The organism is Betaproteobacteria bacterium (genome assembly GCA_009377585.1).
Classification (GTDB): domain Bacteria; phylum Pseudomonadota; class Gammaproteobacteria; order Burkholderiales; family WYBJ01; genus WYBJ01.
This window is the reverse complement of the sequence record WHTS01000019.1, coordinates 29,078-54,032: the sequence shown is the minus strand read 5'-3', so window position 1 is coordinate 54,032 and position 24,955 is coordinate 29,078. Positions and strand designations below refer to the sequence as shown.

Below are 24,955 nucleotides of genomic sequence, written 5' to 3'. Positions count from 1 at the left end.
CCCCGCTTTCGCGGGGCAAGGGGGATCGGTCTGCTTGTCGGCTAACGCCGCCGGCGTACCCATCGCAATGCCAGCAGGCCGGCCGCGAGCGTGCCCAGCGTGCCGGGTTCCGGCACTCGTGCCGGGAGATCGTCCTGGACCTCGAGCACGTCGTTGTTGCAGCTCGGCGCCCAGTAGATGTCCAGTTCGCTTGCGCCGACGAAGATGCCGCGATCGATCGACAGCTCGATCACCGAGTGCTGCGTGGTCGGATCGGCGTTGCGCGTATACGCAAAATCCGCCATGCCGACCTGAGTGCCGCCGGCGTTTGCCATCTGCACTTCGGCCTCGGAGGCAATGGGGTCGAGCAACCAGGTCGGGTCTTTCCAGATCGATCCCACCGTGCGCAGGCTGTCGGCGTAACCGATGGTGAAGCCGTTGCCATTCAGGCTGTAGGTGGAGCCCGCCGCGCCGCCGCCTTCGGTGAGGAGCCCGCCCGCGACCCCGCCCGCGCCGCCGCCTACCTCGATGCCATATACGGCTCCGTTGTTGGCAACGATCCGGATGTCCCCGGGACTGAAGCGAGCGAAGCCATTGTCCGGACGCTGGCCGGTGACGACGGCGATGTACAGGCGTGAACTGTCGATCGCGACGCCCATGAATTCGACGTCGTAGTTCTGGCCGCCGAAATGGGGCCCCAGAGCGCCCGAATCGCCGGCCAAATCGTTGTTGTCCTCGAGCGCGGTGTAGAGCTTGATGACGTTCGCCACCGCGGGGCTGGAGAAGTCGCTGCTGTTGCCGTCACCGACTGTGATGCCCCAGTCGGCCACGCTTCCGTCTACGATCGGGCCCGCAAAAGCTGGGCCGCAAAGTGCGAGCGCCGTCAGGCTGCCCGCGATGATGCTGCGCATGTCGTTCTCCGCGGTCCGTTCGAGCGGACCGTTCGTGGTTGCTCCGGGATACGTCGCCCGCTCCAGAAGCAGGCAGATCCATGAGGATCTCTAGGTGTTGCGTCGCAGGCAGACTTCGATGAAGCTGCCCAGCTCGTTGGCGAACTCGATGTAACCGTCATCGACCGCATTGAGCGCGATCCGCTCCCACGGCTCCTGCCGATCGATCGCCCGCGCGGTTGCGCTTTCTTCCGGCAGCATGCGCCGGAACTGTCCGATCACCTGCTCCAAGCTTGCCATCTGCCCCGCCATCATCCCTTTCCTTTCGGATCGCATCGATCTCTGCTGGCCTCTATCGCAAGTCGCGTGCCGCGGCGATAGCGGCCGGCCCGTCCACGTTACGGCTGCGCCCGGCGTGATCTGAATCACACTCGTGCTATTTGCCGCCGTAAATCGTGCCGTAAGACCATGTCGGGATCGGGTCAGCCTCGTGTCGAAGCGGCGACAGATCGGGGCGCGTTTCGGCACCGCGGACGGATCGAGCCGGACGCGTGTTTACACCCCCTGACCCTTCGGGCTAGCATACGTTCGCGGTCGACCTTCGAGCCAAACACAACAATCCGGCCGCGCCACCGGCTGCCCCTTGGCAGCCGAACACGATGGACTGCCCCTGGGCAGTCGAGCACGATGGGCTGCCCCTGGGCAGCCCATCACCGATGCTGCCGCAGGAGGATGCATGGCAATTTCCCTCTCCCTCAATGTCAACGGCAAGCCCGTGTCGACCGAGGTCGAGCCGCGCATGCTGCTGGTGCAGCTGCTGCGCGAGCACCTGCACCTCACGGGCACTCACGTCGGCTGCGACACCGGGCAATGCGGCGCCTGCACCGTGCACCTGAACGGCCGGGCCGTAAAAAGTTGCACACTGCTCGCGCTGCAGGCGCAGGGCGCGGAGGTGACGACGATCGAAGGCGTTGCGCCCGGCGGCGGCGACCTGCATCCCATGCAAGCCGCATTTCGGCAGCACCATGGCCTGCAGTGCGGGTTTTGCACGCCAGGGATGGTAATGAACGCGATCGACCTGGTCCGCTCGCAGCCGAACCTCACGGAAGCCGACGTGCGCAACGGCCTGGACGGCAATCTGTGCCGGTGCACCGGCTATCACAACATCGTGAAGGCGGTATTGAGCGGCGCCAGCGCGATGAAAGGCAAACCATGACCAGCACCATCGGCCAAGCCATCCCGCGCAAGGAAGACTATCGCTTCCTCACCGGAGCGGGGTTGTTCACCGACGACGTGCAGCTGCTCAGCCAGCTGCACGCGTATTTCCTGCGCTCGCCGCACGCGCACGCGCGCATCCGTGCCATCGACGTGGCGGCTGCAAAGACGGCGGCGGGCGTCGCGGCGGTAATCACCGGCGCCGACCTGGACGGCAAGGTAAACGGACTGCCCTGCGGCTGGCTCATCACCGACGTGAACGGCCAGCCGATGAAGGAGCCGCCGCATCCGCCGCTCGCCACGGGCAAGGCACGCTACGTCGGCGATGCGGTCGCGGTCGTGATCGCCGAAACCCTGAACGAGGCCAAGGACGCGGCCGAGAAGATCGTGGTGGACTACGAGGTGCTGCCCGCGGTAGTCGATCCGGCCAAGGCACGCTCGGCCGGTGCGCCGCCGGTCCACGACGAGGCGCCCGACAACACCTGCTTCGTTTGGTCGATCGGCGACAAGCAGGCGGTCGACGCCGCGTTCGCCCAGGCAGCGCACGTCACCCGGCTCGAGCTCGTGAACAATCGCCTGATACCGAATGCCATAGAGCCGCGGGCCGCGGTCGCCGCCTACAACCGGGGCGAGGACAGCTACACGCTGCACGTGACCTCGCAGAATCCGCACGTCGAGCGCCTGCTGATGAGCGCTTTCGTGCTCAACTTGCCCGAGCACAAGCTGCGCGTCATCTCGCCCGATGTCGGCGGCGGCTTCGGCTCGAAGATCTTCCTCTACCCGGAAGAGACGGTGCTCACCTGGGCCTCGCGCCAGGTCGAGCGGCCGATCAAGTGGACCGCGGAGCGCAGCGAAGCCTTCCTCGCCGACGCCCACGGCCGCGATCACGTCACCCAGGCCGAGCTCGCGCTCGATCGCGAGGGCAAGTTCCTGGCCATGCGCGTGCATACCACGGCCGCGATGGGCGCTTACCTCTCGACTTTCGCCCCCTGCATCCCGACCATTCTTTACGCCACCCTGCTCTCCGGCCAGTACGCCACGCCGCAGATCTATTGCGAGGTGGCCGCGGTTTTCACCAACACCGCGCCGGTCGATGCCTATCGCGGCGCGGGCAGGCCGGAAGCGACCTACGTGGTGGAACGGCTGGTCGAGACCGCGGCGCGCGAAATGAAGATCGCGCCGGCGGAGCTGCGGCGGCGCAATTTCATCACGAGCTTTCCGCACCAGACGCCGGTCGCGTTGTGCTACGACACCGGCAACTACGAGGCGACGCTGGCCGAGGCGATGCGGATCGCCGACGCGGCCGGATTCGAGGAGCGGCGCAAGGAAGCCCAGACGCGCGGCAAGCTGCGCGGCCTCGGCTACTCGGCCTACATCGAGGCTTGCGGGCTCGCGCCGTCCAATGTCGCGGGCTCGCTGGGCGCGCGCGCGGGCCTGTTCGAAGCCGGCGAAGTGCGCGTGCACCCGACCGGGAAAGTGACCGTGTTCACCGGCTCGCACAGCCATGGCCAGGGGCACGAGACGACGTTCGCGCAAGTGGTCGCGGATCGGCTCGGCATCGAGCTGGGCGACGTCGATATCGTGCATGGCGATACCGGCCGCATCGCCTTCGGCATGGGAACGTATGGCTCGCGCTCGATCGCGGTGGGCGGCACGGCCATCGTGCGCGCGGCTGACAAAGTGATCGCCAAGGCCAAGAAGATCGCCGCGCACCTGCTGGAGGCCGCCGACACCGACATCGAGTTCGTCGACGGCAAATTCACCATCGCGGGCACGGACCGCAGCGTGCCGTTCGCGCAGGTCGCACTCACCGCCTACGTCCCGCACAACTACCCGCTGGACAAGCTCGAACCAGGGCTCGACGAAACCGCGTTCTACGACCCGGCCAATTTCACCTTCCCCGCCGGCACGCACATCTGCGAAGTCGAGATCGATCCGGCGACCGGCGAGACTCGCATCGAGCGCTTCACCGCGGTCGACGACTTCGGCAAGGTGATCAATCCCATGATCGTCGAGGGCCAGGTGCACGGCGGGCTCGCACAGGGCATCGGCCAGGCGCTGCTCGAAGGCTGCGTGTACGATGCCGAGAGCGGACAGCTGCTGACCGGATCGCTCATGGACTACGCCTTGCCGCGCAGCGACGACCTGCCGAGCTTCGACGTGGCGCTCAAGGAAACCCCGTGCACGCACAATCCGCTGGGCGTGAAAGGCTGCGGCGAAGCGGGCGCCATCGGCGCACCGGCCGCGGTCATGAACGCGATCACCGATGCGGTGTGGTCGCTCGGGATTCGCGATCTGCCCATGCCCGCGACGCCGCAGACCGTGTGGCGTGCGATCCGATCCGCGCCCCAGGGCCGGGCGGCGAAAACCTAGCGAGCTTCCGCAAATGCCTCACAGCTCGCTCCCTCACCCCCAGCCCCTCTCCCAAAGGGAGAGGGGAGCGTCCTGCGGAAAGCGGCATGTCAGCCCCTTTCCGGATACTCAATAGGGAGCGCACCGTGTATGCCTTCGACTACGCCCGGCCGGAATCGCTGAAAGACGCAGCCGCGGCGCTGCGCCGCAATGCCGAAGCGCGCCTGCTGGCGGGCGGCCAGACCCTGGTGCCCGCACTGCGGATGCGGCTGGCGCAGACGCCGTTCCTGGTCGACCTTTCCGGCATCGCGGAGCTCGCCGGCATCCGCGCCGGCAACAATGTCGTGTCGATCGGCGCCATGACGCGCCATGCGGAAGTAGCCGCATCGCGCGAGGTGCAGCGCGCGATCCCGGCGCTTGCCCGTCTGGCGGCCGGCATCGGCGATCGGCAGGTGCGCAACCAGGGCACCCTGGGCGGTTCGCTCGCCAACAGCGACCCCGGCGCGGACTACCCGGCCGCCGTGCTGGGCCTCGGCGCCACCGTAGTCACCAACAAGCGCGAGATCGCGGCCGACAAGTTCTTCCTGGGATTGTTCGAGACCGCGCTCAAGCCGGGCGAGATCATCCTGCGGGTCGATTTCCCGCAGCCCCTGCGCGCCGGATATGCCAAGTTCCGCCAGCCCGCCTCGCGCTTCGCGCTGGTCGGCGTGTTCGTCTGCGATACCGCCAGCGGCGTGCGCGTGGCCGTGACGGGCGCCGGCCCGTGCGCTTTCCGTGCCAAGCGCATGGAGAAGGTGCTGGCCAAGGACTTCACGCCCAAGGCGATCGAGAAGATCGTGCTGCCCGCCGAAGGCCTCAACGCCGACATGCACGCGGCGGCCGACTATCGCGCGCACCTGGTCACGGTGATGGCGCAGCGCGCCGTCGAGCAGGCGGCCAAGATCTAAGCGAGATCTGTCTCGCTTCCGCGCCGAGGCGCCCGGCGCTGAATGCTATGATCGTCGGCTACCCGTTGCGACCCCATGTTGCCCGATTCCGTCGATACCACGCTCGAACTGCTCGCGCGCGCCGACTACGTCGCCGACCGCAGCCTGGCGACCGTGGTGTACCTCGCCCTGCGCATGGGCCGGCCGCTGTTCCTGGAGGGCGAAGCCGGTGTCGGCAAGACCGAGGTGGCGAAGGTCCTGGCGCAGGGTCTCGATACGCGGCTGGTGCGGCTGCAGTGCTACGAGGGTCTGGATGTTTCCTCGGCGCTCTACGAGTGGGATTACTCGCGCCAGATGCTGGAGATCCGCCTGGCGGAAGCATCCGGCGTGAAGTCGCGCCAGGCGATCGCCAACGAGCTTTTCAGCGAGCGCTTCCTGCTGCGCCGCCCGCTCATGCAGGCCATCGATTTCGGCGACTTGCCCGCACCGGTGTTGCTGATCGACGAGCTCGACCGCGCCGATGAGCCGTTCGAGGCCTTCCTGCTGGAGGTTCTGTCGGACTTCCAGGTGAGCGTGCCGGAGCTCGGGGTGTTCAAGGCGCCGACGCCACCGATCGTCGTGCTTACGTCGAACCGTACGCGCGAGATCCACGATGCCGTCAAGCGCCGCTGCCTCTATCACTGGATCGACTACCCGGAAGCGGAGCGCGAGCTGGAGATCCTGCGGCGCAAGGCGCCGGCCGCGGCGCAGACGCTGGCGCGCCAGGTGGTCGCGTTCGTGCAGCGGTTGCGCACGCTGGAACTGTTCAAGAATCCCGGCATTGCCGAAAGCATCGAATGGTGCAATGCGATCGTGGCGCTGGACCGTTCGGAGCTGGATGCGCCCACGGCCGATGCCACGCTGGGGGCGCTGCTCAAATACCAGGACGACATGGCCCGCGTTCGCGGCGCCGAAGCCGCTCGCATCCTGGCCGAGCTGCCCGCCGCCATGGCATAGCATGAACGCACCCGAGCAATCCAGCCGGCTTGCGGCCAACGTGGTTCATTTCGCCCGCCTGCTGCGCCGTGCCGGACTGCCGGTCGGCGTGGACAAGACGCTGGCCGCGGTGGAAGCGGCCGCCTGGGTGGGTCCGGAGCGCCGGGCCGACCTGCGTTCAGCGCTTGCCGCCACCCTGATCGATCGCGCCGAGCAGCGCGAGCTGTTCGACCAAGCATTCCGGCTCTTCTGGCAACCGCACCCGGCCACGAATCCCGCTGCGCGCCTGCCCAGAGTTGCCGGGCCGCTTGCCCGAGGCCAGCCGGAGCAGCGCATGAGCAACCGCCTGGCCGATGCACTGCGCAGCGCCCATGCTTCCCAGCAGCCGCCTCGGGGCGAGGAGATCACGCTCGACGCCGCCCTGACATCGTCGCGGCGGGAAGTGCTGCGGCAGCGGGATTTCGAATCCATGTCGGCCGACGAGGCTCGGTGCGCGAAGCGGGTTCTGCGCGAGCTCAATCTGCCGCTGCCCTTGCGCACCAGCCGCCGTTACCGGCCGCACACGAGCGGCGCTGCCCTCGATCTGCGCGCAACGCTGCGGCATAACCTCAAGCACGGCGGTGAATGGATCGTGCGCCGGCGCCGCATTCAGCGCAGCCAGCCGCGCGACCTGGTGGTCCTGTGCGACATCTCGGGCTCGATGGCCCGTTATGCCCGCATGCTGCTGCACTTCCTGCACGGGCTCGGCAGCCTCCGGCGCGGCATGCACACCTTCGTTTTCGGCACGCGCCTCACCAATGTCTCGCGGGCGTTGCGTGAGCGCGACGTCGACCAGGCGCTGGCCGCGGTCGGCCGGGCCGTGCCCGACTGGTCGGGCGGAACCCGCATCGGCGCCTGCCTGCGCGAATTCAACCAGCGCTGGTCGCGCCGGGTGCTGAGCCGCGGCGGTGTCGTTCTGCTCATCAGCGACGGCCTGGACGCAGGCGTTGGCAGCGACCTCGATGCCCAGATGCGCCGCTTGCGCGCTTCCTGCGCCTCGCTCCTGTGGCTCAATCCGCTGTTGCGATTCCCCGGTTTCGAGCCGCGCGCGGCAGGTATCCTCAGCATGCTCCCTTACGTGGATTACTTTCTGCCGGCGCACAATCTGTCGAGCCTTGCCGATCTCGGGCGCGTATTTCGCGCACTGCCCGGGCGCAGCTCCAGAGCCATGACGTAGAACAACGGAGGCCCCACGATGGAAATGACCGGCGAGCAGCAAATCCCGGTGTCGCAGCAAAAAACCTGGCAAGCGCTGAACGACCTGGAGGTGCTGAAGGCGTGCATCCCCGGCTGCGAATCGATCGTGCCGAGCGGCGAGAACGAATACGACGTTGTCCTGACTGCCAAGGTCGGCCCCGTAAGTGCCAGATTCAAGGGTAAGCTCAAGCTGGCCGACATGAACCCGCCGGAATCCTACAACCTCGCCTTCGAGGGTCAGGGCGGGGTGGCCGGATTTGCGCGCGGCAGCGCCCAGGTGAATCTGACGCCCGAAGGCGACGAAAAGACTCGCCTGGGATACGCGGTCAAGGCGAATGTCGGCGGCAAGCTCGCCCAGATCGGCTCGCGCCTGATCGATGGCGCGGCAAGGAAGCTCGCCGAGCAGTTCTTCAGCGCCTTCAACAAGCACGTAACCGCTTCCGGCGAGGCTTGACCGGGGGCCGGCGTGGCCGGCCGGCAACGAGCCGTCGCTGTTTCGCCCGCACCCCCGCGATCACGGGGGTGTTTCTTTCGACAATCCGGCTATACTGGCCGCACCATACCGCGCGGGGAACCGGCATGCTGAGAATCTGGGGGCGCAGAAACTCGATCAACGTGCAGAAGGTGTTGTGGTGCTGCGGCGAGCTGAACGTCCAGTTCGAGCGCATCGATGCCGGGATGGAGTTCGGCATCAACAATACCCCGGAATATCTCGCCAAGAATCCCAACGCTCGCGTGCCCACGATCGAGGAAGGCGACTGGGTTCTGTGGGAATCGCACGCCATCGTGCGTTATCTGTGCGGCGTGCACGGGCTGGGCACGCTGTGGCCCGGAAGCCCGCGAGCCTTCGCCGACGTCGACAAGTGGATGGACTGGTACCACACCAGCTTCGAGCCGGACTTGCGTGTCGTGTTCTGGCAACTGATCCGGACCGCGCCGGAGAAGCGCGACATGGCCGCGGTCGAGGCCGCGCGTCTTCGCTGCATCAAGGCCCTGGCGCTGCTCGACGCTCAGCTCACGGGCAAGAAGTTCCTCGGCGGTACGACCTTCACCATGGGCGATATTCCACTCGGAGTCGCGGCCTATCGCTGGTTCGCCCTGAACGTCGAGCGGCCCGCGCTGCGCAATGTCGAAGCCTGGTACCTGCGCCTGACCGAGCGTCCGGCATACCAGCAGCATGTCATGCTGCCACTGACCTGAGCGCGGACGCCAATGCCTGCATGCTGCTGAAGCGATTGTTCGAGGCGACGCAGCGAGCCCGCGTCGCCCGGGCCGGACCTGCAACGCCGCGAGTGGAGCTTCCGCGAGTGGAGCTGCCCCTTGAGGAGGAGCGCCGCCTGTACGAAGCGCATGGGCGGGCTCCGGTCGAACGGCACCTGGATATCCTGTTCGGCGACTACCGGATCGGTGACGAGCGGTTCATCGACATGTACCGCGAGGCCATGCGCGTGACCGGCACGGTGCTCACGCCCTTCAACGTCTTCCAGCGCTTCGATACGCGCGCGCAGCTGTGCCGCTATCTGCTGGCTACGCTCGACGTGCCCGGCCGCAGGGCCGAGTGCGGGGCCTATCGCGGCGCCACCGCGTTGCTGCTCTGCCGCGCCATGCGCAGCCGCCAGCCGTCCTTCGACGGCCAGGCGATGCACCTGATCGACAGCTTCTCCGGCACCAGCCACAACGTGGCGCAGGATCTCATCGCGGTGCGCGATACCGATCGAAATGGCGATGTGCGCATGGCGGAGTTCTTCGAGGCGGGCAAGACGGACGCCTCCGAGGAAGCCGTGCGCGCCGCGTTCGCCTCGGAGTTTCCGGCCGTGGCGGTGCACGCAGGCTGGATACCGGCCGTGCTGTCGTCGTTGCCCGAGTCCTCCTGGGCCTTCGTGCACCTGGACGTAACACTGTACGAGCCCACGCTCGCAGCGCTCGCATATTTCCATCCGCGCTTGAGCAGCGGGGGTGTCATCCTGTGCGACGGGTCGATCTTCTGCCCGGGCGCCGAAGCGGCATTCCGGAGTTATTGCGAGCGCAACGCCTTGGGCTACGCCGTCCTCGGCCATCGCGAGTACGTGCTGACAAACGAGGCGCGCTAGCCCAACCTCTGAAAGTCGGGTTGGCAACCTTCGAGCAGCGCGTCCACCTTCTGCGTGAGATCGGCGTGCATCGCGCGCGCCAGAACGTGCCCCGTTTCGTCGTCCACGGGCAGGTCATAGTGGGCCATGAGGTGCTCGGACTTGATCGCCGCGGCCCACACGGCGCGCTCCAGCTCGCTCGCATCGCCGTGCGGATAATCCGCGATCGCCGCCGCCGGCAGCGTGACGACGCGCTGCAGCTCGCCCGCGCGCAGCGCGAGCACGTCGCTGCAGCCTGGATCGAGAAAATACTCGTCGAAGAGATAGATCAGCTTGCGGCTTGCGCCGTTCGAAGCGTTGATCGCGACCATGGCTCCCTGGGGCGCAAGCGGCGTGTTGCCCAGCGCGATCGAGTGCATGACCATGCGCGAAAGCTGGTCCAGCCGTGCCAGCCGCACATGGTCCACTTGTGCGCCCGGATCGGGTATCCGGTCTGCGAACTGCCACAGCGCCCGTCCCCAATGCAGCGCCGAGTCGGCATCGCTAAAGTCCAGGCAGAATGGATTGAGCAGCGTCTCGGCGTGTGTCGAGTAGCCATGGCATTGCGCCACCCATCGATCCACCTCGGATTCGTCCTGCCCGTAGGCACTGGCGACCAGAGGCACGCCTGCGGCCACCAAGGCGGCGAGGCTGGCGTCGTGCAACCATCCCCGGTGCTTCTGGAAACCCGGATGAAACAGGAAAACCAGATCGTGCGCTCCTGCGCTATGCGCGGCCAGATAGCTTGCGAGCGAGCCGGCGTGCAAGCGTGCCGCCGGCGACGGAGCCAAGGCGCGCACAGGCGAACGGGCGCCGGCATCGAGGCGATCGCCCACCAGCGTAACACGCACGTCGAGATCGGCGCCCAGCAGCGCGGGCAACAACCGATACCAGCGGCCCTGGTCGACCGCGTCCAGCTTCTCGGCCCCCACGACCAGGATATGCAGTGCGGACTTCGCGGCAAGCTGCGGCGCGCGTTCGGCGATCCAGCGCGCTACCGCGACCGGCGCCGCCAGCACTGCCCGCAAGAGCGGCAGCGGCGCTGTGGCGAGCGCGGCGCCGCCGGGTCGCGCCTGCAACGACGCAAGCAGCGCTTGCCAATCGCTGCAGGCTGCAACCGGGGACTGCATCAGCCGCGACATCGACGCTACCCACTCCTTGCCGGCGTACTTATTGCCGGCGTACTTATTGCCGGCGCGCTCATTGCCGGCGCCAGACGGTGCCCTGTGCGGTGTCTTCGAGCGTCACGCCTGCGTCCGCCAGCTCCTTGCGGATGCGATCGGCCGCGGCGAAATCGCGCGCCTTGCGGTCGGCCGCGCGCTGCCCGATCTTCGCTTCGATGTCCTCGGCCGAGAGGGCAGCATCGGCCGGCGCCGATTGCAGATATTGCACCGGGTCGCGCTGCAGGAATCCCAGGACGCCGCCCAGCGCCCGGAGCAAGCCGGCATGTTCGGCCGAGTGCAGTCGATTGGCTTCGTTCGCCAACTCGAACAGGGTTGCGACCGCTTCGGGCGTATTGAAGTCGTCGTCCATCGCGTCGCGGAAGCGCGCCGCGTGCGGCTCGCTCCAGTCGATCGCAGTCTGCGCCGGCGCTGTGCCCTTGAGCGCGGTATAGAGCCGCGTCAAGGCCGAGCGCGCGTCGTCCAGGTGCTGGTCGGAATAGTTGAGCGGGCTGCGATAGTGCGCGCGCAGGATGAAGAAGCGCACGACCTCGGCGTCGTATTTCGCCAGCACCTCGCGCACGGTGAAGAAGTTGCCCAGCGACTTCGACATCTTCTCGTCGTCGACGCGCACGAAGCCGTTGTGCATCCAGTAGTTCACGAAAGTATGGCCGTGCGCGCCCTCCGACTGGGCGATCTCGTTCTCGTGGTGCGGGAACTGCAGATCCTGGCCACCACCGTGGATGTCGAAGTGACTGCCGAGGTGGTACTCGCTCATGACCGAGCACTCGATATGCCAGCCCGGCCGCCCCTTTCCCCAGGGCGAGTCCCAGGCGGGCTCGCCCGGCTTGGCCGCCTTCCACAGCACGAAGTCGAGCGGATCGCGCTTGTCGGCCACCACGTCGACCCGCTCGCCGGCGCGCAGATCCTCCAGCGACTTGCCGGAAAGCTTGCCGTAACCGGGAAAGTCGCGCACCGAGAAATACACGTCGCCGCCGGGAATCGCGTACGCCATGCCGCGCTCGACCAGCGTTCCCATCATGGCGAGCATGCCCGCGACGTGCTGCGTGGCGCGCGGCTCGTAGTTTGGCTTCATCACGCCGAGCGCTTGTGCGTCCTCGTCCATCGCGACGATGAAACGCTCGGTGAGCGCCTCGATCGACTCGTTGTTCTGCAGCGCCCGGTTGATGATCTTGTCGTCGATGTCGGTGATGTTGCGTACATACGTTACGTCGAACCCGCTGACGCGCAGCCAGCGCACCACCGCGTCGAACACCACCATGACGCGCGCATGGCCCAGGTGGCAGTAGTCGTAGACCGTCATCCCGCACACGTACATGGCGACCTTGGGCGGCGCGATCGGTACGAACGGCTGCTTGCTGCGGGTGAGCGTGTTGTGGATTCGGAGCATTGCGCCGGTGCCTCCCAGCATCGAAGGGGAATCGACGAACGCGGCCGTCGTCTCGAGTTGCGGCGCGGCTGACCCATTCGCTGGCGCGCGCTTTCGGGTTCTTGCTAGAATCCGCCGGGTCCAACGTCGTAAACGCGTACAAGTTTACGGCGTAAACGCTCTGGGTTCACGGCGTAAACGCCGGTCGCGGATCGAAAAAAAGTATAGCACGATGCCTCTCTTTCGCCTTGCGCTGCTCGCTCTGGCGGCCGCGCTGCCGCTCTCGGCAGCGTGGGCGGACGGCGTCGACGACGCGCGGGCGATGCTGCGCCAGGGGCAACCCGCCGCGGCGCTGGCTCGCGTCGACGCCTATCTGAAGGACAATCCCAAGGACGCGCGCGGGCGCTTCCTGCGCGGCGTGATCCTCACCGAGCAGCAGAAGCCGGACGAGGCGATCGCGGTCTTCCGCGCGCTCAACGAAGACATGCCCGAGTTGCCGGAGCCCTACAACAACCTGGCCGTGCTGTACGCGGCCAAAGGCCGCTACGACGACGCACGGCGCGTGCTCGAAACGGCCGTGCTGGCGCATCCCGGCTACGCGCTCGCGCATGAGAATCTGGGCGATGTCTATGCCCAACTGGCGGCCCGGGCCTACGCGCAGGCCGCAAAGCTCGACCCCAAGGCAACCAGCACGCGCGAAAAACTGAAACTCGCCGAACAACTTCTGGCCCGTTAGCGGGCAGGCCAGCGGCGAGTCCAGGTCACGCCGCCCCATGTCGCGGCTCGAGCGCGCACCCGGAATGGAAACCAATCCACATTCAAGGCAACTAAACCCCATGATCCCTGCACACAATTGGCTTCGGACGCTCTACCCGCGAATCTGCCCGCTTGGCGGGCACACGAAGCTCCCCTCTCCCCTGCTTTCCCGCTGCGGGCTCGGCCTCGTACTTCTGCTTCTGGCTGCAGTTCCGGCCTGGGCCGCCAATCCGGTGGTCGAATTGTCGACCAACCTAGGTACCATCCGCATCGAGCTGTACGCGGATAAGGCAGCCAAGACGGTGGAGAACTTTCTCCAATACGCCAAGGAACGGTTCTACGACGGCACCATCTTCCATCGCGTGATCCCGGGGTTCATGGTCCAGGGCGGCGGATTCACCCCCGACATGACGCAGAAGAAGACCCGCGAGCCGATCGCCAACGAAGCGCAGAACGGGCTCAAGAACACCACCGGAACGGTCGCGATGGCGCGAACGCCCAATCCCCACTCGGCCACCGCGCAGTTCTTCATCAACGTGGCCGACAACGAATTCCTCAATTTCACCGGGCCGACCCAGCAGGGGTTCGGCTATTGCGTGTTCGGCCGCGTCACCCAGGGGATGGACGTGATCAACAAGATCGTCGCCGCGCGCACCGGCAATCGCGGCGGCCACCAGAACGTGCCGCTCGAACCGATCGTCATCAAGAGCGTGCGCATCGTTTCAACCAGCTAGAGGCGGAGCCTGCCATGGTCAAACTGCACACCAATTTCGGCGTCATCACCCTCGCGCTGGACGCCGAAAAGGCGCCGGACACGGTGGCGAACTTCGAGCAGTACGTTGCCGACCAGCACTTCGACAACACCGTCTTCCATCGGGTGATCGACGGCTTCATGATCCAGGGCGGCGGCTTCGAGCCCGGGATGAAGCAGAAGCGCACGCGCGCAGCGGTCAAGAACGAAGCCGACAACGGGCTGAAGAACGAGGCCTACACCGTCGCCATGGCGCGCACGTCCGATGCGCATTCGGCCACTGCGCAGTTCTTCATCAACCTGGCGGACAACGACTTCCTGAACCATAGCGCGCCCACCGCGCAAGGCTGGGGCTATTGCGTATTCGGGCGGGTGACCGAGGGGCAGGACGTGGTCGATCGCATCAGAAAGGTTCGCACCGGCTCGCGTGCCGGCCACCAGGACGTGCCGCAGGACGACGTAGTCATCGAGCGCGCCGAGCTGGCCGACTGAAAACCGGAAGCGCGGCTGGCGCCGAAACGCGGTATCGAGCCGACTTGCCGGAAGGCGTGCTTGCTAGCCCTGTTCGTTTCCGACCTGCACCTGACGCCGCAGCGCCCGGCCATGGCGGGCGCGTTCATCCGGTTGCTGCGTGCCGATGCGCGGCGTGCGCAGCGCTTCTACGTCCTGGGCGACATGTTCGACTACTGGATCGGCGACGACGATCTGGCCGATCCGTTTCACGCCGAGATCGCCGCCGAGCTGGCGGGACTCGCCACTTCGAGCTGCCAGGTGTTCTTCATGCCGGGCAACCGCGATTTTTTGCTGGGGGAGCGCTTTGCCGGCGCGGCCGGCTTCGAAATTCTGCCCGACCCGAGCATCGTGGCGCTCGCAGCCACGCCTACCCTGCTGCTTCACGGCGACACGCTGTGTCTGGACGATGCGGACTATCAGGCCTTCCGCGCCAAGGTGCATGCGCCGCAGTGGCAGCAGCAGTTTCTGCGCCAGCCGATCGAGGAGCGGCGACGAATCGCTCTGGGGCTTCGCGCCGACAGCGAATCGAGCCAGAAGCAGAAGAGCGACGAGATCATGGACGTGGCGCCGCGCGCGGTGGAGCAGGCTTTCCGAGACTGCGGCTGCACCCGCATGATCCACGGCCACACCCATCGCCCCGCGCGTCACGAATACCGCATCGACGGCCGGCTGTGCGAGCGCTGGGTGCTGGCCGACTGGTACCGGGCCGGATCGTATCTGCGCTGCGATGCGAGCGGCTGTACGGCCGAACCCTGGACCTGAGCGCCGCTTGGCAGCTACGGTTTTTCCTGCATGAGGCCGCGCACGGCCCGCTCGGCTTCGGGTCCGGCCCAATCGAGCTCGCCCAGCACCCTGTAGCGCAGCCCTCCGTCGCGCCCGATCAGAAAGCTCGCCGGCAGCAATCCCGGCTTCCACGCCCGCCACACCTCGCTGAACGGATCGAGCAGCACCGGAAAATCGAGCGGCTGCTGTTGCAGGAACGTGCCGATGCGTATCTCGTTTTCGGCGTAGTTGACGGCGAGCACGACAAAGGCGTCCTTGCGAATGCCGTCCATGCGTTGCTTGAGCACGTTCATGGACGGCATCTCGTCGCGGCACGGCTCGCACCAGCTCGCCCAGAAGTTCACCAGCACGACCTTGCCGCGATAGTCGGACAGGCGATGCAGCTTTCCCGCCATGTCGCGCAGTTCCAGTGGCGCGACCGCTGCAGTGGCCGGCACGACGAGCTTCCCGGTCACGGGCGCGGCGGCGTGCGACGCGCCCGCAAACCCCAACACGACGATCAAGCCCAGGCGAGCCCAGCAGCGACCCGCCCGCGCGGCGAGCCCGGCCATCGCTACACGACGCGCGCGCTGATCGTGTACTTGAAGTTGGCGGGATCGAGGCTGTCGAGGCGCTCTTTCTCGGTCTCGGCGTTCGGATACATCAGGAAGCCGATCTTCGGCCCTTTGGCGCCAGGCAGCGCGACATCGTGCGCGACGTTGTAGGCAAGCCAGTTGCCCTCCCATGCCCCGAACAGCGCCTGCTTCACCGGCGCGACCAGCGCGTGCGAGGGCGACTTGATCCATTCCGACGTTTCCTCGCGCATGACCTTGGTTACGTCCGCCGGATCCATCGCCACCCAGCCGTAGTCGGCGAGGTGAACTTCGGCGCGGCAGTGCTGCGCGCGCGTGATGTTCGCGCTGTTGCCGCTCAAGGTCTTGTAACCGAAAGCCGACGGCGCAAGCCGTACGCCGTAGACGTCGCGCGCCGGGATGCCGACCGAGCGCGCCAGGCCCACGAACAAGGCATTGATGTCCGCGCACTTGCCGCCCAGGTTGCCGCTTTCCAGCATGGCCTTGATGTCGCCGACCCCGCAGCCGCGCGTCTTGGGTTCGCGGTGGCTGTTGATCACCACCCAGTCGTACAGTGCCTGCGCCTTGTCGCGATCGCCCTGCTTGCCGCGAACGGCGGCCTCGGCCGTCTTGCGCACGATGCCGTCGGTCGGTATCAGCTCGGTGGGCTGCAGCCAGCGCTTGAGGGCCGCTGGATCCTCCTTGGCGCCAGCACCTTTCTTCGACCAATCCACCGCCCGATCCTGGGTGGAGACGCGGCTCACGACCTGCACGGCCGGCTTGGCCGTGCCGGCCGGAAACTCGACCACGAGCATCTTGGCACCGTATTTTCCGTCCTCGGTCACGCGCGTCTGCGCGCCGGTCGCATTCCACTTGTTGTCGAGCGACTTCTGGTAGTCGGAATTGACCGAAGGCAGCGGCAGCCAGATGCGGGTCGCGCCTACCGGGAAGAGGATCTCGACCTGGGTCGTCACCTCGAAAGTGCGCCATTTCCCGGGGCGCGGCGTATACGTTCTCTGTTGAGCCCATGCATCGCGCACGAACCCCGCAAGGGAAGCGGCGGTGACTGTGAGCGGAACTGCGGTTGCGAGCTTTACGAAACGGCGTCGGTTCATGTGTGAGTCCTCGGTGACGGTGGTGGACAAAGGGCTCGCCACGTGCACGACGTGACCGCGTTCAGCCCGAGGAGGGAGGCCGAGGCGGGCAGCCCGCTCGCCGGCGCAGCCAACCGCTGCGGGCAGCGGCGCGAACACTTGCATGCGGCGTGAGGCGAATCATGGTCCTGCCTGGAAGAATCCGCGAGGGGAGGCAGGATAACCGCTGGGCGCGATTTGCTCAAGATTTCGGCTTGCCGCCGGTCATCGGCACGAACATCACCGGCAGCACCGCGCGCTGGCTGATGCTGCCGTCCATCGCTTTCTCGACCAGGGTGAACTGCTGGCCGCCGAGCCGGGAGTCGATCGGGATCGCCATGCGCCCGCCCGGCTTCAATTGCGCGACCAGTGCCGGCGGCACATGGCTCGCCGCTGCGGTGACGACGATGCCGTCATACGGTGCATGCTCGGGCCAGCCCGCATGGCCGTCGCCGATGCGCACCGAAACGTTGCCATAGCCCAGCGCTGCGAGTCGCCGCTGCGCCACGTGCCCCAGGGTTTCGATGATCTCCACCGTGTACACGTGCTGCACGAGCTCACACAGCACCGCGGCCTGGTAGCCCGAGCCGGTCCCGATCTCCAGCACCCGGTGATGCTTCTGTGGCATCACCAGATGGGTGGTGAGCGCGACGATGTAAGGCTGCGAGATGGTCTGGCCGCGGCCGATCGGCAGTGGATGATTGCGGTAGGCCGAGCGCTCCTGGCTCGGATCGACGAAGCGGTGGCGCGCAACCGTGCGCATTGCGTTCATCACCGCGTCGGAGAAGCGGCCGTGTCCGGTTTCGGTAGCGGTCTCCTGCGCCATCCGGGCGATCTCGCCGACCATGCGGTCGCGCTCGGCGGCAAGGGCCGCTTGCGTGGCTGCGGCTGCGGCTTCGTCCGGCGGCAGTGTCGACATGACAGCAACTCCCAGCATTGCGAGGATCAACCGTCGCCGCAAGCCCGGGTCAGCGCAGCCCGCGCGCGAGATCGGCCTTGATGTCCTCGATCGCTTCGAGCCCGACGGCGACGCGCAGGAGGCCTTCGCCGATACCGGCTGCAGCCCGGGCTTCCGCGCTGATGCGTCCATGGGTGGTCGAAGCCGGATGCGTGATGGTGCTCTTCGTGTCGCCCAGGTTGGCCGTGATCGACAGCATGCGGGTCGCGTCCACGACGCGCCAGGCCCCTTCGCGGCCGCCCCGGACATCGAACGACACGATGCCGCCGCCGCTGCGCTGCTGGCGCATGGCCAGCTCGTGCTGCGGATGCGACGGCAGCCCCGGATAGTAGACCCGCTCGATCGCGCTCTGGTTCTCCAACCAGCGCGCCAGCTCGGCCGCATTTGCGGCATGCGCTTCCATACGCACGCGCAGCGTCTCCAGCCCCTTGAGGATCACCCAGGCGTTGAAGGCGCTCAGGGTCGGGCCGGCCGTGCGCATGAAGGGATAGACCGAGCCCATGATGAAGTCGCGCCGCCCGAGCACGGCCCCGCCGACGATGCGGCCCTGACCGTCGAGGTACTTGGTCGCCGAGTGGATCACGATATCCGCTCCGAGCGCGATTGGACGCTGCAGCGCGGGCGTACAAAAGCAGTTGTCGACCGCAAGCGCCGCGCCGGCGCGATGGGCGAGCCGAGCCAGCGCCGCAACATCGGCGATCTCGGTCAGCGGATTGGATGGCGTTTCCACGAACAGCAGCTTGGTCTGCGCAGTGAGCGCTTTCTCCCACGCCCCGACATCGGTCGGGGACACGAACGTGGTGGCAATACCGAAGCGCTTGAGGATGCCCCCGAACAGCTGCACCGTGGAACCGAAAATGCTGTGCGATGCGATGACGTGATCCCCGCTTTGCAGCAGGCTCATGGCGCAGGCGAGGATGGCCGACATGCCTGAGGCCGTCGCGATGCAGGCTTCCGCGCCTTCGAGCGCCGCAAGCCGCTCCTGCAGGGTGGTGACGGTGGGATTGGTGAAGCGCGAATAGATGTAGCCCGCTTCCTTCTCTGCGAAGCGCGCTGCAGCCTGTGCCGCGCTCTCGTATACGAAGCTCGACGTGAGGTACATCGCTTCGCTGTGCTCGGCGAACTGGCTGCGATGGATGCCGGCGCGCACGGCCAGCGTTTCGAACTGGTAGTCTTCGCTCATGACCGTCACGTGAATGCCGGCAGGCCGCGGCCGGCCCGGCACTCGTCTCGTCCTCCGCCAGAAATGCAAAAGCCCGCTTGGGCACAATGCCAAAGCGGGCTTACGACCCTCGCTTTAGCGGAATTTATTACGCGCCCGCAAGCTGAAGCATCAAATCGGCGCGAACTGAGAGCCTACGTAAGCCGGACCGGGCTGTCAACCGCCGCGTTGACACGGCTGCTGCTTTGCTGCCGCGATCCGATTTCGCTGCGATGCACCCCCGCTACTCCGTCAGCACCAGGTTGAGATCCAGCTGGCCGCTGCCGCTGTCTTCAGTGCGCGGCGCGGAATGCCGGCGCTGCGCCTCCACGCCCGCGAGGTAGGCCGGGGTAACGTCGCCGGTCACATAGCGGCCCGAAAAACAGGAGGCTTCGAAATCCGGCACGCGCGGGTTGACCTGCCGCACATCCTCGACCAGGGCCTCCAGGTCCTGATAAATGAGCTCGTCGGCGCAGATCTCGCGCGCGATCTGCTCGTTCGAGCGCCCGGTGGCAATCAGCTCCTCGCGCGTGGGCATGTCGATGCCATAGACGTTGGGATAGCGCACCGGCGGCGCAGCCGAGGCGAAGAACACGCGCCGGGCGCCCGATTCGCGCGCCATCTGCACGATCTCGCGGCTGGTCGTCCCGCGCACGATCGAATCGTCCACCAGCAGCACGTTCTTGCCCTTGAATTCCTGCGCGATGGCGTTCAACTTCTGGCGCACGGACTTCTTGCGCACCGCCTTCCCCGGCATGATGAAGGTACGGCCGATGTAGCGATTCTTGATGAAGCCCTCGCGATACGGCAGCCCCAGCCCTTTGGCGAGCTGCATGGCGGCCGGGCGGCTCGAGTCCGGGATCGGAATGACGACGTCGATGTCCAACCGGCGGTAGGCGCGCTTGATCTTCTGCGCCAGGCTCTCGCCCATGTTGAGCCGCGTCTGGTACACCGAGATACCGTCGATCTGCGAATCCGGCCGGGCGAGATATACGTACTCGAAGATGCACGGGTTGAGCGAGTGCTGCGACGCGCACTGCTGGCTGTAGAAGTTGCCATCGGCATCGATCAGGATCGCCTCGCCCGGATCGACGTCGCGAACGAGCTCGAAGCCGAGCGTATCGAGCGCCACGCTTTCCGAAGCGACCAGGTATTCCATGCCGCGCTCGGTTTCCGCGCGCCCGAACACGATCGGCCGGATTCCATACGGATCGCGAAAAGCGATCAGGCCGAAGCCCGCGATCATCGCCACCACGGCGTATGCGCCGCGGCAGCGGCGATGCACGCCCGCCACCGCCTGGAACACGGTTGCCGGATCGATGGCCCGGCCCGACACCGCCATCTGCAGCTCGTGCGCGAACACGTTCAGCAGCACCTCGGAGTCCGAGTTGGTATTGACGTGGCGCAGGTCGTCGCGGAACAGCTCGTTCTTCAGCTGTTCGGTGTTGGTGAGGTTGCCGTTGTGCGCCAGCACGATGCCGAACGGCGAATTGACGTACAAAGGCTGGGCTTCGGCGGCGGCCCAGGCCGAGCCCGCCGTCGGATAGCGCGCATGCGCGATGCCCATGTTCCCAAGCAGCGAGCGCATGTCGCGGGTACGAAAGACGTCGCGTACGAAGCCCGAGCCCTTGTGCATGTGGAACGAGGCCCCTTCGCAAGTCACGATGCCGGCCGCGTCCTGGCCGCGGTGCTGCAGCACCAGCAGCGCATCGTAGAGCAGCTGGTTCACGGCCCCTTTGGCGACGACCCCGACGATTCCGCACATGTCAGATACCGGAGGCTTTCAATCGAAACTGATTCGCCGCGCCAGCTCGTCGGGCAAAAGCGGCATGACCGAGGCCGCAGCAGCCTCCAGCGGGGCGCTCAGCATCGCGTCGCGCCACGCAGGCGTGCGCGGAAAGGCCGTAAGCCCGCACAGCAGCACGAGAATAATGACGACGAGCATACCACGCGCCAAGCCGAAAATCGCCCCGAGCCCGCGATCCACGGGGCCCAGCCCGGCGCTGCGCAACAAGCTGGAGATGGCGACGGCAACGAGCGTCGTCAAGAGCAGGACCAGCACGAAAACGGCCGCGAAACCGGCCAGCAGACGCAAGCCCGGACTCTCGATCGAAGCCGGCAGATACGCGGCAACCGGGGCGGCATAGGCCTGAGCGGTCAGGAAGGCCAGTATCCAGGCGCCGAGCGCGAGGATTTCGCGCACCGCCCCCCGCCACACGCTGATCAGCACCGACAGCGCCACGATGGCGAGCACGGCGTAGTCGACGATGGTCATTCAGCGCTTCGCGAGCCGCGCTCAGCGCGGGGTGACATTGCCCTCGAAGCCGAGCGCCTGCAAGCGCGTGCGCTCTTTCTCCGCGGCCTCGCGGCTGGGAAAGGGACCGACTCGAACGCGCGTCATGTCGCCATTGGCCGACTTGATTTTTTCGGTGTACGCCTCGAGCCCCTTGGCCGCGAGCGCCTGCTGGATGTCGCGCGCCTTGTCGGCATCGGCGAGTGCGGCGATCTGCACCACGAACGACTGCTTCGCCGCAGCCGATTCGCGTGAATCGGCCGCCTTCTTCTTCGGCTCGGCCGCTGCCGTCTCCGGCTTGTCCTCGGCGCTCGGCTTTTCGGGCGGGGCGAGAATCCTATCCTGCTCGGCGCGCAACGCGTCGTCCCGGCCGGCGCCGGCAGGCTCGCCCGTGCCAGCCGGATTCGGCGCGGAATCCTTGCCCGCCGAGCGCGCATCGAAGCTGCCGGCGTCGGGCGAGGGAATCTGGATCGCGATTTCTTCTTCGCTCGGACGCGGCTCGTGTTCGAGCACCCAGGGCAACACCACGGCGATGACGGTCACGAGCGCGATGGCGCCGATCAGGCGACGCCTGGCACGTCTACGCAGTTGGACTTGCTCGTCGCTCGGCGCTGCTCTTGCCATCCGCTGGGTTCAGTGACCTTGCGCGTTCGAATTCAGGGGGGCAGCTCAGGGCTGCTGCGATTACGGCGCGGCGAGCGCGCTCATGATATCGGACACCGTGTAGAACGATCCGAACACGACGATTCTATCATCGTCGCCCGCGCATCGCCGCGCTGCGTGGAACGCCGCCAGCGGCGAATCGAAGCTGCTTACGGGCTTGCCGGGATCGCGTGCAGCGAGCAACGCGGCGAGCGTGCCCGCCTCGGTGCCGCGGCTGCCGTGCAGCGACGCGACATGCCAGCAATCGATCGCGTCCTTGACGGCGTCGATCACCGCGCCGATATCCTTGTCCACGAGCATTGCAAACACCGCGAACGTGCGCGCATGGCGTCCGTGGCTGCGCAGCGTTCGCGCCAGCGCGTGCGCCGCATGTGCGTTATGGGCCACATCGAGGATCACCGCGGGCCGGCCGGGCAGCACCTGGAAGCGCCCCGGCAAGGCCACGGCTACGAGCCCGGTGCGAATCGATTGCATGGGCACCGGCAGTCGCTGATGCAGTTGATCCAGCGCGGTCATGGCAGCGGCCGCGTTGGCCAGCTGATGCACCCCGCGCAATGCGGGATACGGCAACCCCGAGCGCTTGCCGCCGGGGCCCCAATAGCGCCATTGCATGTGTCCCTCGACGTAACCGAAATCCTGCCCGATACGCAGCAGCCGGGCGCCGCGGCCGCGTGCCTGCGCGACGACGCTGGCCGGCGGATCGGGATCGGCGCAGATCGCCGGCTGGTCCGGACGAAAGATGCCGGCCTTTTCGTATCCGATCGCCTCCCGGGTCGAGCCGAGGTACTGCGTGTGGTCGAGGTCGACGCTGGTCAGCAGCGCGCAATCGGCATCGAACACGTTCACCGCATCGAGCCTCCCGCCCAGGCCGACCTCCAGCACCGCGCAATCGAGCGCAGCCTCGGCGAACAGCAGCGCCGCCGCCAGCGTACCGAACTCGAAATACGTGAGCGAGATATCGCCGCGGGCTCGATCCACGCGCTCGAACGCGCCGACCAGCGCGGCATCGCTCGCCTCGGCGCCGTCGATGCGCACCCGCTCGTTGTAACGCAAGAGGTGAGGCGACGTATAGAGCCCGCTGCGGTAGCCGGCCGAGCGCAACATCGCATCGAGCAGCGCGCACACCGAGCCCTTGCCGTTGGTGCCGCCGACCACGAACAACGGCATGGCGAGGACGAGTCCCAGACGCGCGCGCACCGCCTCCGCCCGCTCGAGCCCCAGGTCGATCGACCGCGGATGCAGCCGCTCCAGCCGATCGAGCCATTGCGCGAGCGAGTCCATCCGAGCTCAAATCCACGCTCGCGTGGCGAGCCGTCTCATTGCGCCACGGGCACCGGCCGATGGGTGAGAAGCGCGAGCGTGCGCGCCAGCGTCGTTCGTAGCTCACGCCGGTCGACGATCATGTCGATCGCGCCGTGCTCGAGCAGGAACTCGGCGCGCTGAAAGCCCTCGGGCAAGGTCTCGCGCACGGTCTGCTCGATGACGCGCGGACCGGCGAATCCGATCAGCGCGCGCGGCTCGGCCACCACAACGTCGCCGATCATCGCAAAGCTCGCCGACACCCCGCCCATGGTCGGATCGGTCAGCACCGAGATGAACGGCTGCCCGGCCGCCGCCAGGCGTGTAAGCGCGGTGCAGGTCTTGGCCATCTGCATGAGCGAGAAGAGCCCTTCTTGCATGCGCGCGCCGCCGCTTGCCGCCACGCACACGAACGCGATGCGGCTCTCCACGCAGCAGTCGATTGCGCGCACCATGCGCTCGCCCACCACCGAGCCCATCGAGCCGCCGAGGAAGCGAAATTCGAACGCGGCCACGACCGCCGGCACGGTGAGGATGCTGCCCTGGACGACCACCAGCGCATCGGTTTCTCCGGTTTCGGCCTGGGCTTCCTGCAGCCGGTCGGGATAGCGGCGGCTGTCCTTGAACTTGAGCGGATCGAGCGGCGTGACCTCGGCGCCGATCTCGTCGCGTCCTTCCGGGTCGAGCAGCATATCGATGCGTGCGCGTGCGCCGATACGGCCATGATGGCCGCATTTCGGGCATACCCACAGGTTCTTTTCCAGCTCGGTGCGGTAGAGAACGGACTCGCACGCTTCGCACTTCGACCACAATCCTTCCGGCACGGCCTTGCGCGGCGAACCGTCCTCGCGCTTGATCCTCGGCGGAAGCAGCTTTTGCAGCCAGCTCATTGCAGCTCCTCAGCGAGCTTTCGCAGCATGGCTGAATCCACGCAGGGCTGCACACTCCCTTCTCCCTCCGAAAGAGGAGTTGGGGGTGAGGGAGCGCGGCGTCGGCGCACCGGCACTATGCCCGGCTCGTTACCGCGCATCCATCGCCTGGCGGATGCCCGTCACGAATTCGGCGGCACATGCGGGCGCGCCCGCCGCATCGGCAGTGGCCAGCCGCTGCACCAGCGCGCTGCCGATGACAACCGCATCGGCAACGCGCGCCACGGCGCGAGCCGTCGCTCCGTCGCGGATGCCGAAGCCGACACCGATCGGAAGGTTCGTCGCCTGGCGCAGCCGCTCGAGTTTTTGCTCGACCGGGGCGAGGTCGAAATGCGAGGCGCCGGTCACTCCCGTGAGCGAGACATAATAGATATAGCCGCGCGCGGCCGCTGCCAGCTCGCGCATGCGGGCATCGGTCGTGGTCGGCGCCACCAGGAAAATCGAGTCGATCCCGCGCGGTTCCAGCAAGCCGGCAAACTCCTGCGCTTCTTCCGGGGGATAGTCGACCACCAGGACGCCGTCCACGCCGCTCGCCGCTGCCCGCTCGGCGAAGCGCTCGCAGCCCATCGCCTCGATCGGGTTCGCATAGCCCATCAGGACGACCGGCGTGCGCGGGTCGCGGCGGCGAAACTCGCTCACCTGCTCGAGGATGCGGGCGAGCGTCATGCCCTTGCCCAGCGCGCGCTCGGACGAGCGCTGAATGACCGGGCCATCGGCCATCGGGTCCGAAAACGGCACGCCCAGCTCGATCACGTCCGCGCCTGCCTGCGCGAGCGCGTGCATGATCGCGACGGTTGCGCCCGGATCGGGGTCGCCGGCGGTGAAATACGGAATCAGCGCCTTGCGGCCTTCAGCGCGCAGGCGCTCGAAAGTTGCGGCTATGCGGGACACGTC

At 66.9% G+C, this 24,955-nt stretch carries 26 protein-coding genes; 12 read left to right on the top strand and 14 right to left on the bottom strand.

The window, feature by feature from the left end; translation table 11 throughout:
• Positions 1–41 precede the first annotated feature (41 nt).
• Together GEV05_09035 and GEV05_09030 are read right to left on the bottom strand one after the other, a co-directional pair.
• Positions 42–890, bottom strand: coding sequence for a PEP-CTERM sorting domain-containing protein (locus tag GEV05_09035; protein MPZ43532.1), 849 nt, complete (start codon positions 888–890; stop codon positions 42–44).
• A gap of 90 nt (positions 891–980) precedes the next feature.
• Positions 981–1,205: a hypothetical protein gene (locus GEV05_09030; GenBank protein MPZ43531.1), complete on the bottom strand. Its 225-nt coding sequence runs from the start codon at positions 1,203–1,205 to the stop codon at positions 981–983.
• A gap of 400 nt (positions 1,206–1,605) precedes the next feature.
• Between GEV05_09030 and GEV05_09025 the strand changes: the two genes are divergently transcribed.
• The 8 genes from GEV05_09025 to GEV05_08990 all read left to right on the top strand — a co-directional run bounded on the left by GEV05_09025 (position 1,606) and on the right by GEV05_08990 (position 9,663).
• Entirely contained in the window at positions 1,606–2,085 is a 480-nt protein-coding gene (locus tag GEV05_09025; GenBank protein MPZ43530.1) for a 2Fe-2S iron-sulfur cluster binding domain-containing protein, read from the top strand.
• Complete coding sequence (locus tag GEV05_09020) at positions 2,082–4,457, top strand: molybdopterin-dependent oxidoreductase (protein MPZ43529.1); 2,376 nt, start codon at positions 2,082–2,084, stop codon at positions 4,455–4,457. The genes GEV05_09025 and GEV05_09020 overlap by 4 nt, the downstream gene beginning before the upstream one ends.
• A gap of 125 nt (positions 4,458–4,582) precedes the next feature.
• Positions 4,583–5,383 (top strand): carbon monoxide dehydrogenase, encoded by an 801-nt coding sequence (locus tag GEV05_09015; GenBank protein ID MPZ43528.1) that lies wholly within the window; start codon positions 4,583–4,585, stop codon positions 5,381–5,383.
• Between the two features lie 75 nt (positions 5,384–5,458).
• Positions 5,459–6,358 (top strand): AAA family ATPase, encoded by a 900-nt coding sequence (locus tag GEV05_09010; GenBank protein ID MPZ43527.1) that lies wholly within the window; start codon positions 5,459–5,461, stop codon positions 6,356–6,358.
• Between the two features lies 1 nt (position 6,359).
• Positions 6,360–7,553: a VWA domain-containing protein gene (locus GEV05_09005; GenBank protein MPZ43526.1), complete on the top strand. Its 1,194-nt coding sequence runs from the start codon at positions 6,360–6,362 to the stop codon at positions 7,551–7,553.
• An 18-nt stretch (positions 7,554–7,571) separates the two neighbouring features.
• Positions 7,572–8,027, top strand: coding sequence for a carbon monoxide dehydrogenase (locus GEV05_09000; GenBank protein ID MPZ43525.1), 456 nt, complete (start codon positions 7,572–7,574; stop codon positions 8,025–8,027).
• Positions 8,028–8,152: 125 nt separating this feature from the next.
• On the top strand, positions 8,153–8,773 hold the full coding sequence (locus tag GEV05_08995) for a glutathione S-transferase (protein ID MPZ43524.1): 621 nt from the start codon (positions 8,153–8,155) through the stop codon (positions 8,771–8,773).
• 20 nt (positions 8,774–8,793) lie between these two features.
• Positions 8,794–9,663 carry a hypothetical protein gene (locus GEV05_08990; GenBank protein MPZ43523.1) on the top strand — a complete coding sequence of 290 codons (870 nt, stop codon included), beginning with the start codon at positions 8,794–8,796 and terminating at the stop codon, positions 9,661–9,663.
• Here the strand turns inward: GEV05_08990 and GEV05_08985 are convergent.
• Both GEV05_08985 and GEV05_08980 read right to left on the bottom strand, forming a co-directional pair.
• Positions 9,660–10,823, bottom strand: coding sequence for a hypothetical protein (locus GEV05_08985; protein ID MPZ43522.1), 1,164 nt, complete (start codon positions 10,821–10,823; stop codon positions 9,660–9,662). The two genes, GEV05_08990 and GEV05_08985, sit on opposite strands and share 4 nt — an antisense overlap.
• Positions 10,824–10,881: 58 nt before the next feature.
• Positions 10,882–12,252, bottom strand: coding sequence for a cysteine--tRNA ligase (locus GEV05_08980; protein MPZ43521.1), 1,371 nt, complete (start codon positions 12,250–12,252; stop codon positions 10,882–10,884).
• Between the two features lie 211 nt (positions 12,253–12,463).
• Between GEV05_08980 and GEV05_08975 the strand changes: the two genes are divergently transcribed.
• From GEV05_08975 to GEV05_08960, 4 genes are all read left to right on the top strand, one after another.
• Positions 12,464–12,967 carry a tetratricopeptide repeat protein gene (locus GEV05_08975; GenBank protein MPZ43520.1) on the top strand — a complete coding sequence of 168 codons (504 nt, stop codon included), beginning with the start codon at positions 12,464–12,466 and terminating at the stop codon, positions 12,965–12,967.
• Positions 12,968–13,067: 100 nt separating this feature from the next.
• The gene (locus GEV05_08970) at positions 13,068–13,721 is read left to right on the top strand and encodes a peptidyl-prolyl cis-trans isomerase (GenBank protein ID MPZ43519.1); all 654 of its coding nucleotides are present in this window, start codon (positions 13,068–13,070) and stop codon (positions 13,719–13,721) included.
• A 14-nt stretch (positions 13,722–13,735) separates the two neighbouring features.
• Complete coding sequence (locus GEV05_08965; protein MPZ43518.1) at positions 13,736–14,230, top strand: peptidyl-prolyl cis-trans isomerase; 495 nt, start codon at positions 13,736–13,738, stop codon at positions 14,228–14,230.
• 60 nt (positions 14,231–14,290) lie between these two features.
• On the top strand, positions 14,291–15,013 hold the full coding sequence (locus GEV05_08960) for a UDP-2,3-diacylglucosamine diphosphatase (protein MPZ43517.1): 723 nt from the start codon (positions 14,291–14,293) through the stop codon (positions 15,011–15,013).
• 14 nt (positions 15,014–15,027) lie between these two features.
• On the opposite strand, the gene GEV05_08955 is transcribed toward GEV05_08960, so the two are convergent.
• The 10 genes from GEV05_08955 to GEV05_08910 all read right to left on the bottom strand — a co-directional run bounded on the left by GEV05_08955 (position 15,028) and on the right by GEV05_08910 (position 24,952).
• Positions 15,028–15,585 carry a redoxin domain-containing protein gene (locus tag GEV05_08955; protein ID MPZ43516.1) on the bottom strand — a complete coding sequence of 186 codons (558 nt, stop codon included), beginning with the start codon at positions 15,583–15,585 and terminating at the stop codon, positions 15,028–15,030.
• A 2-nt stretch (positions 15,586–15,587) separates the two neighbouring features.
• A complete protein-coding gene (locus GEV05_08950; protein ID MPZ43515.1) occupies positions 15,588–16,700 on the bottom strand; it encodes a transglutaminase in 1,113 nt (370 codons plus the stop codon).
• 220 nt (positions 16,701–16,920) lie between these two features.
• Positions 16,921–17,565, bottom strand: coding sequence for a protein-L-isoaspartate(D-aspartate) O-methyltransferase (locus tag GEV05_08945; GenBank protein ID MPZ43514.1), 645 nt, complete (start codon positions 17,563–17,565; stop codon positions 16,921–16,923).
• A gap of 121 nt (positions 17,566–17,686) precedes the next feature.
• Positions 17,687–18,859 carry an O-succinylhomoserine sulfhydrylase gene (locus tag GEV05_08940; protein MPZ43513.1) on the bottom strand — a complete coding sequence of 391 codons (1,173 nt, stop codon included), beginning with the start codon at positions 18,857–18,859 and terminating at the stop codon, positions 17,687–17,689.
• A gap of 262 nt (positions 18,860–19,121) precedes the next feature.
• Complete coding sequence (gene purF / locus GEV05_08935; GenBank protein ID MPZ43512.1) at positions 19,122–20,642, bottom strand: amidophosphoribosyltransferase; 1,521 nt, start codon at positions 20,640–20,642, stop codon at positions 19,122–19,124.
• Between the two features lie 18 nt (positions 20,643–20,660).
• The gene (locus tag GEV05_08930) at positions 20,661–21,152 is read right to left on the bottom strand and encodes a CvpA family protein (GenBank protein MPZ43511.1); all 492 of its coding nucleotides are present in this window, start codon (positions 21,150–21,152) and stop codon (positions 20,661–20,663) included.
• Positions 21,153–21,173: 21 nt separating this feature from the next.
• Positions 21,174–21,794, bottom strand: coding sequence for a hypothetical protein (locus tag GEV05_08925; protein ID MPZ43510.1), 621 nt, complete (start codon positions 21,792–21,794; stop codon positions 21,174–21,176).
• A gap of 60 nt (positions 21,795–21,854) precedes the next feature.
• The gene (folC, locus tag GEV05_08920) at positions 21,855–23,114 is read right to left on the bottom strand and encodes a bifunctional tetrahydrofolate synthase/dihydrofolate synthase (GenBank protein MPZ43509.1); all 1,260 of its coding nucleotides are present in this window, start codon (positions 23,112–23,114) and stop codon (positions 21,855–21,857) included.
• Positions 23,115–23,149: 35 nt separating this feature from the next.
• Positions 23,150–24,022: an acetyl-CoA carboxylase carboxyltransferase subunit beta gene (locus tag GEV05_08915; protein ID MPZ43508.1), complete on the bottom strand. Its 873-nt coding sequence runs from the start codon at positions 24,020–24,022 to the stop codon at positions 23,150–23,152.
• 129 nt (positions 24,023–24,151) lie between these two features.
• Complete coding sequence (locus GEV05_08910) at positions 24,152–24,952, bottom strand: tryptophan synthase subunit alpha (GenBank protein MPZ43507.1); 801 nt, start codon at positions 24,950–24,952, stop codon at positions 24,152–24,154.
• Positions 24,953–24,955: the final 3 nt, after the last annotated feature.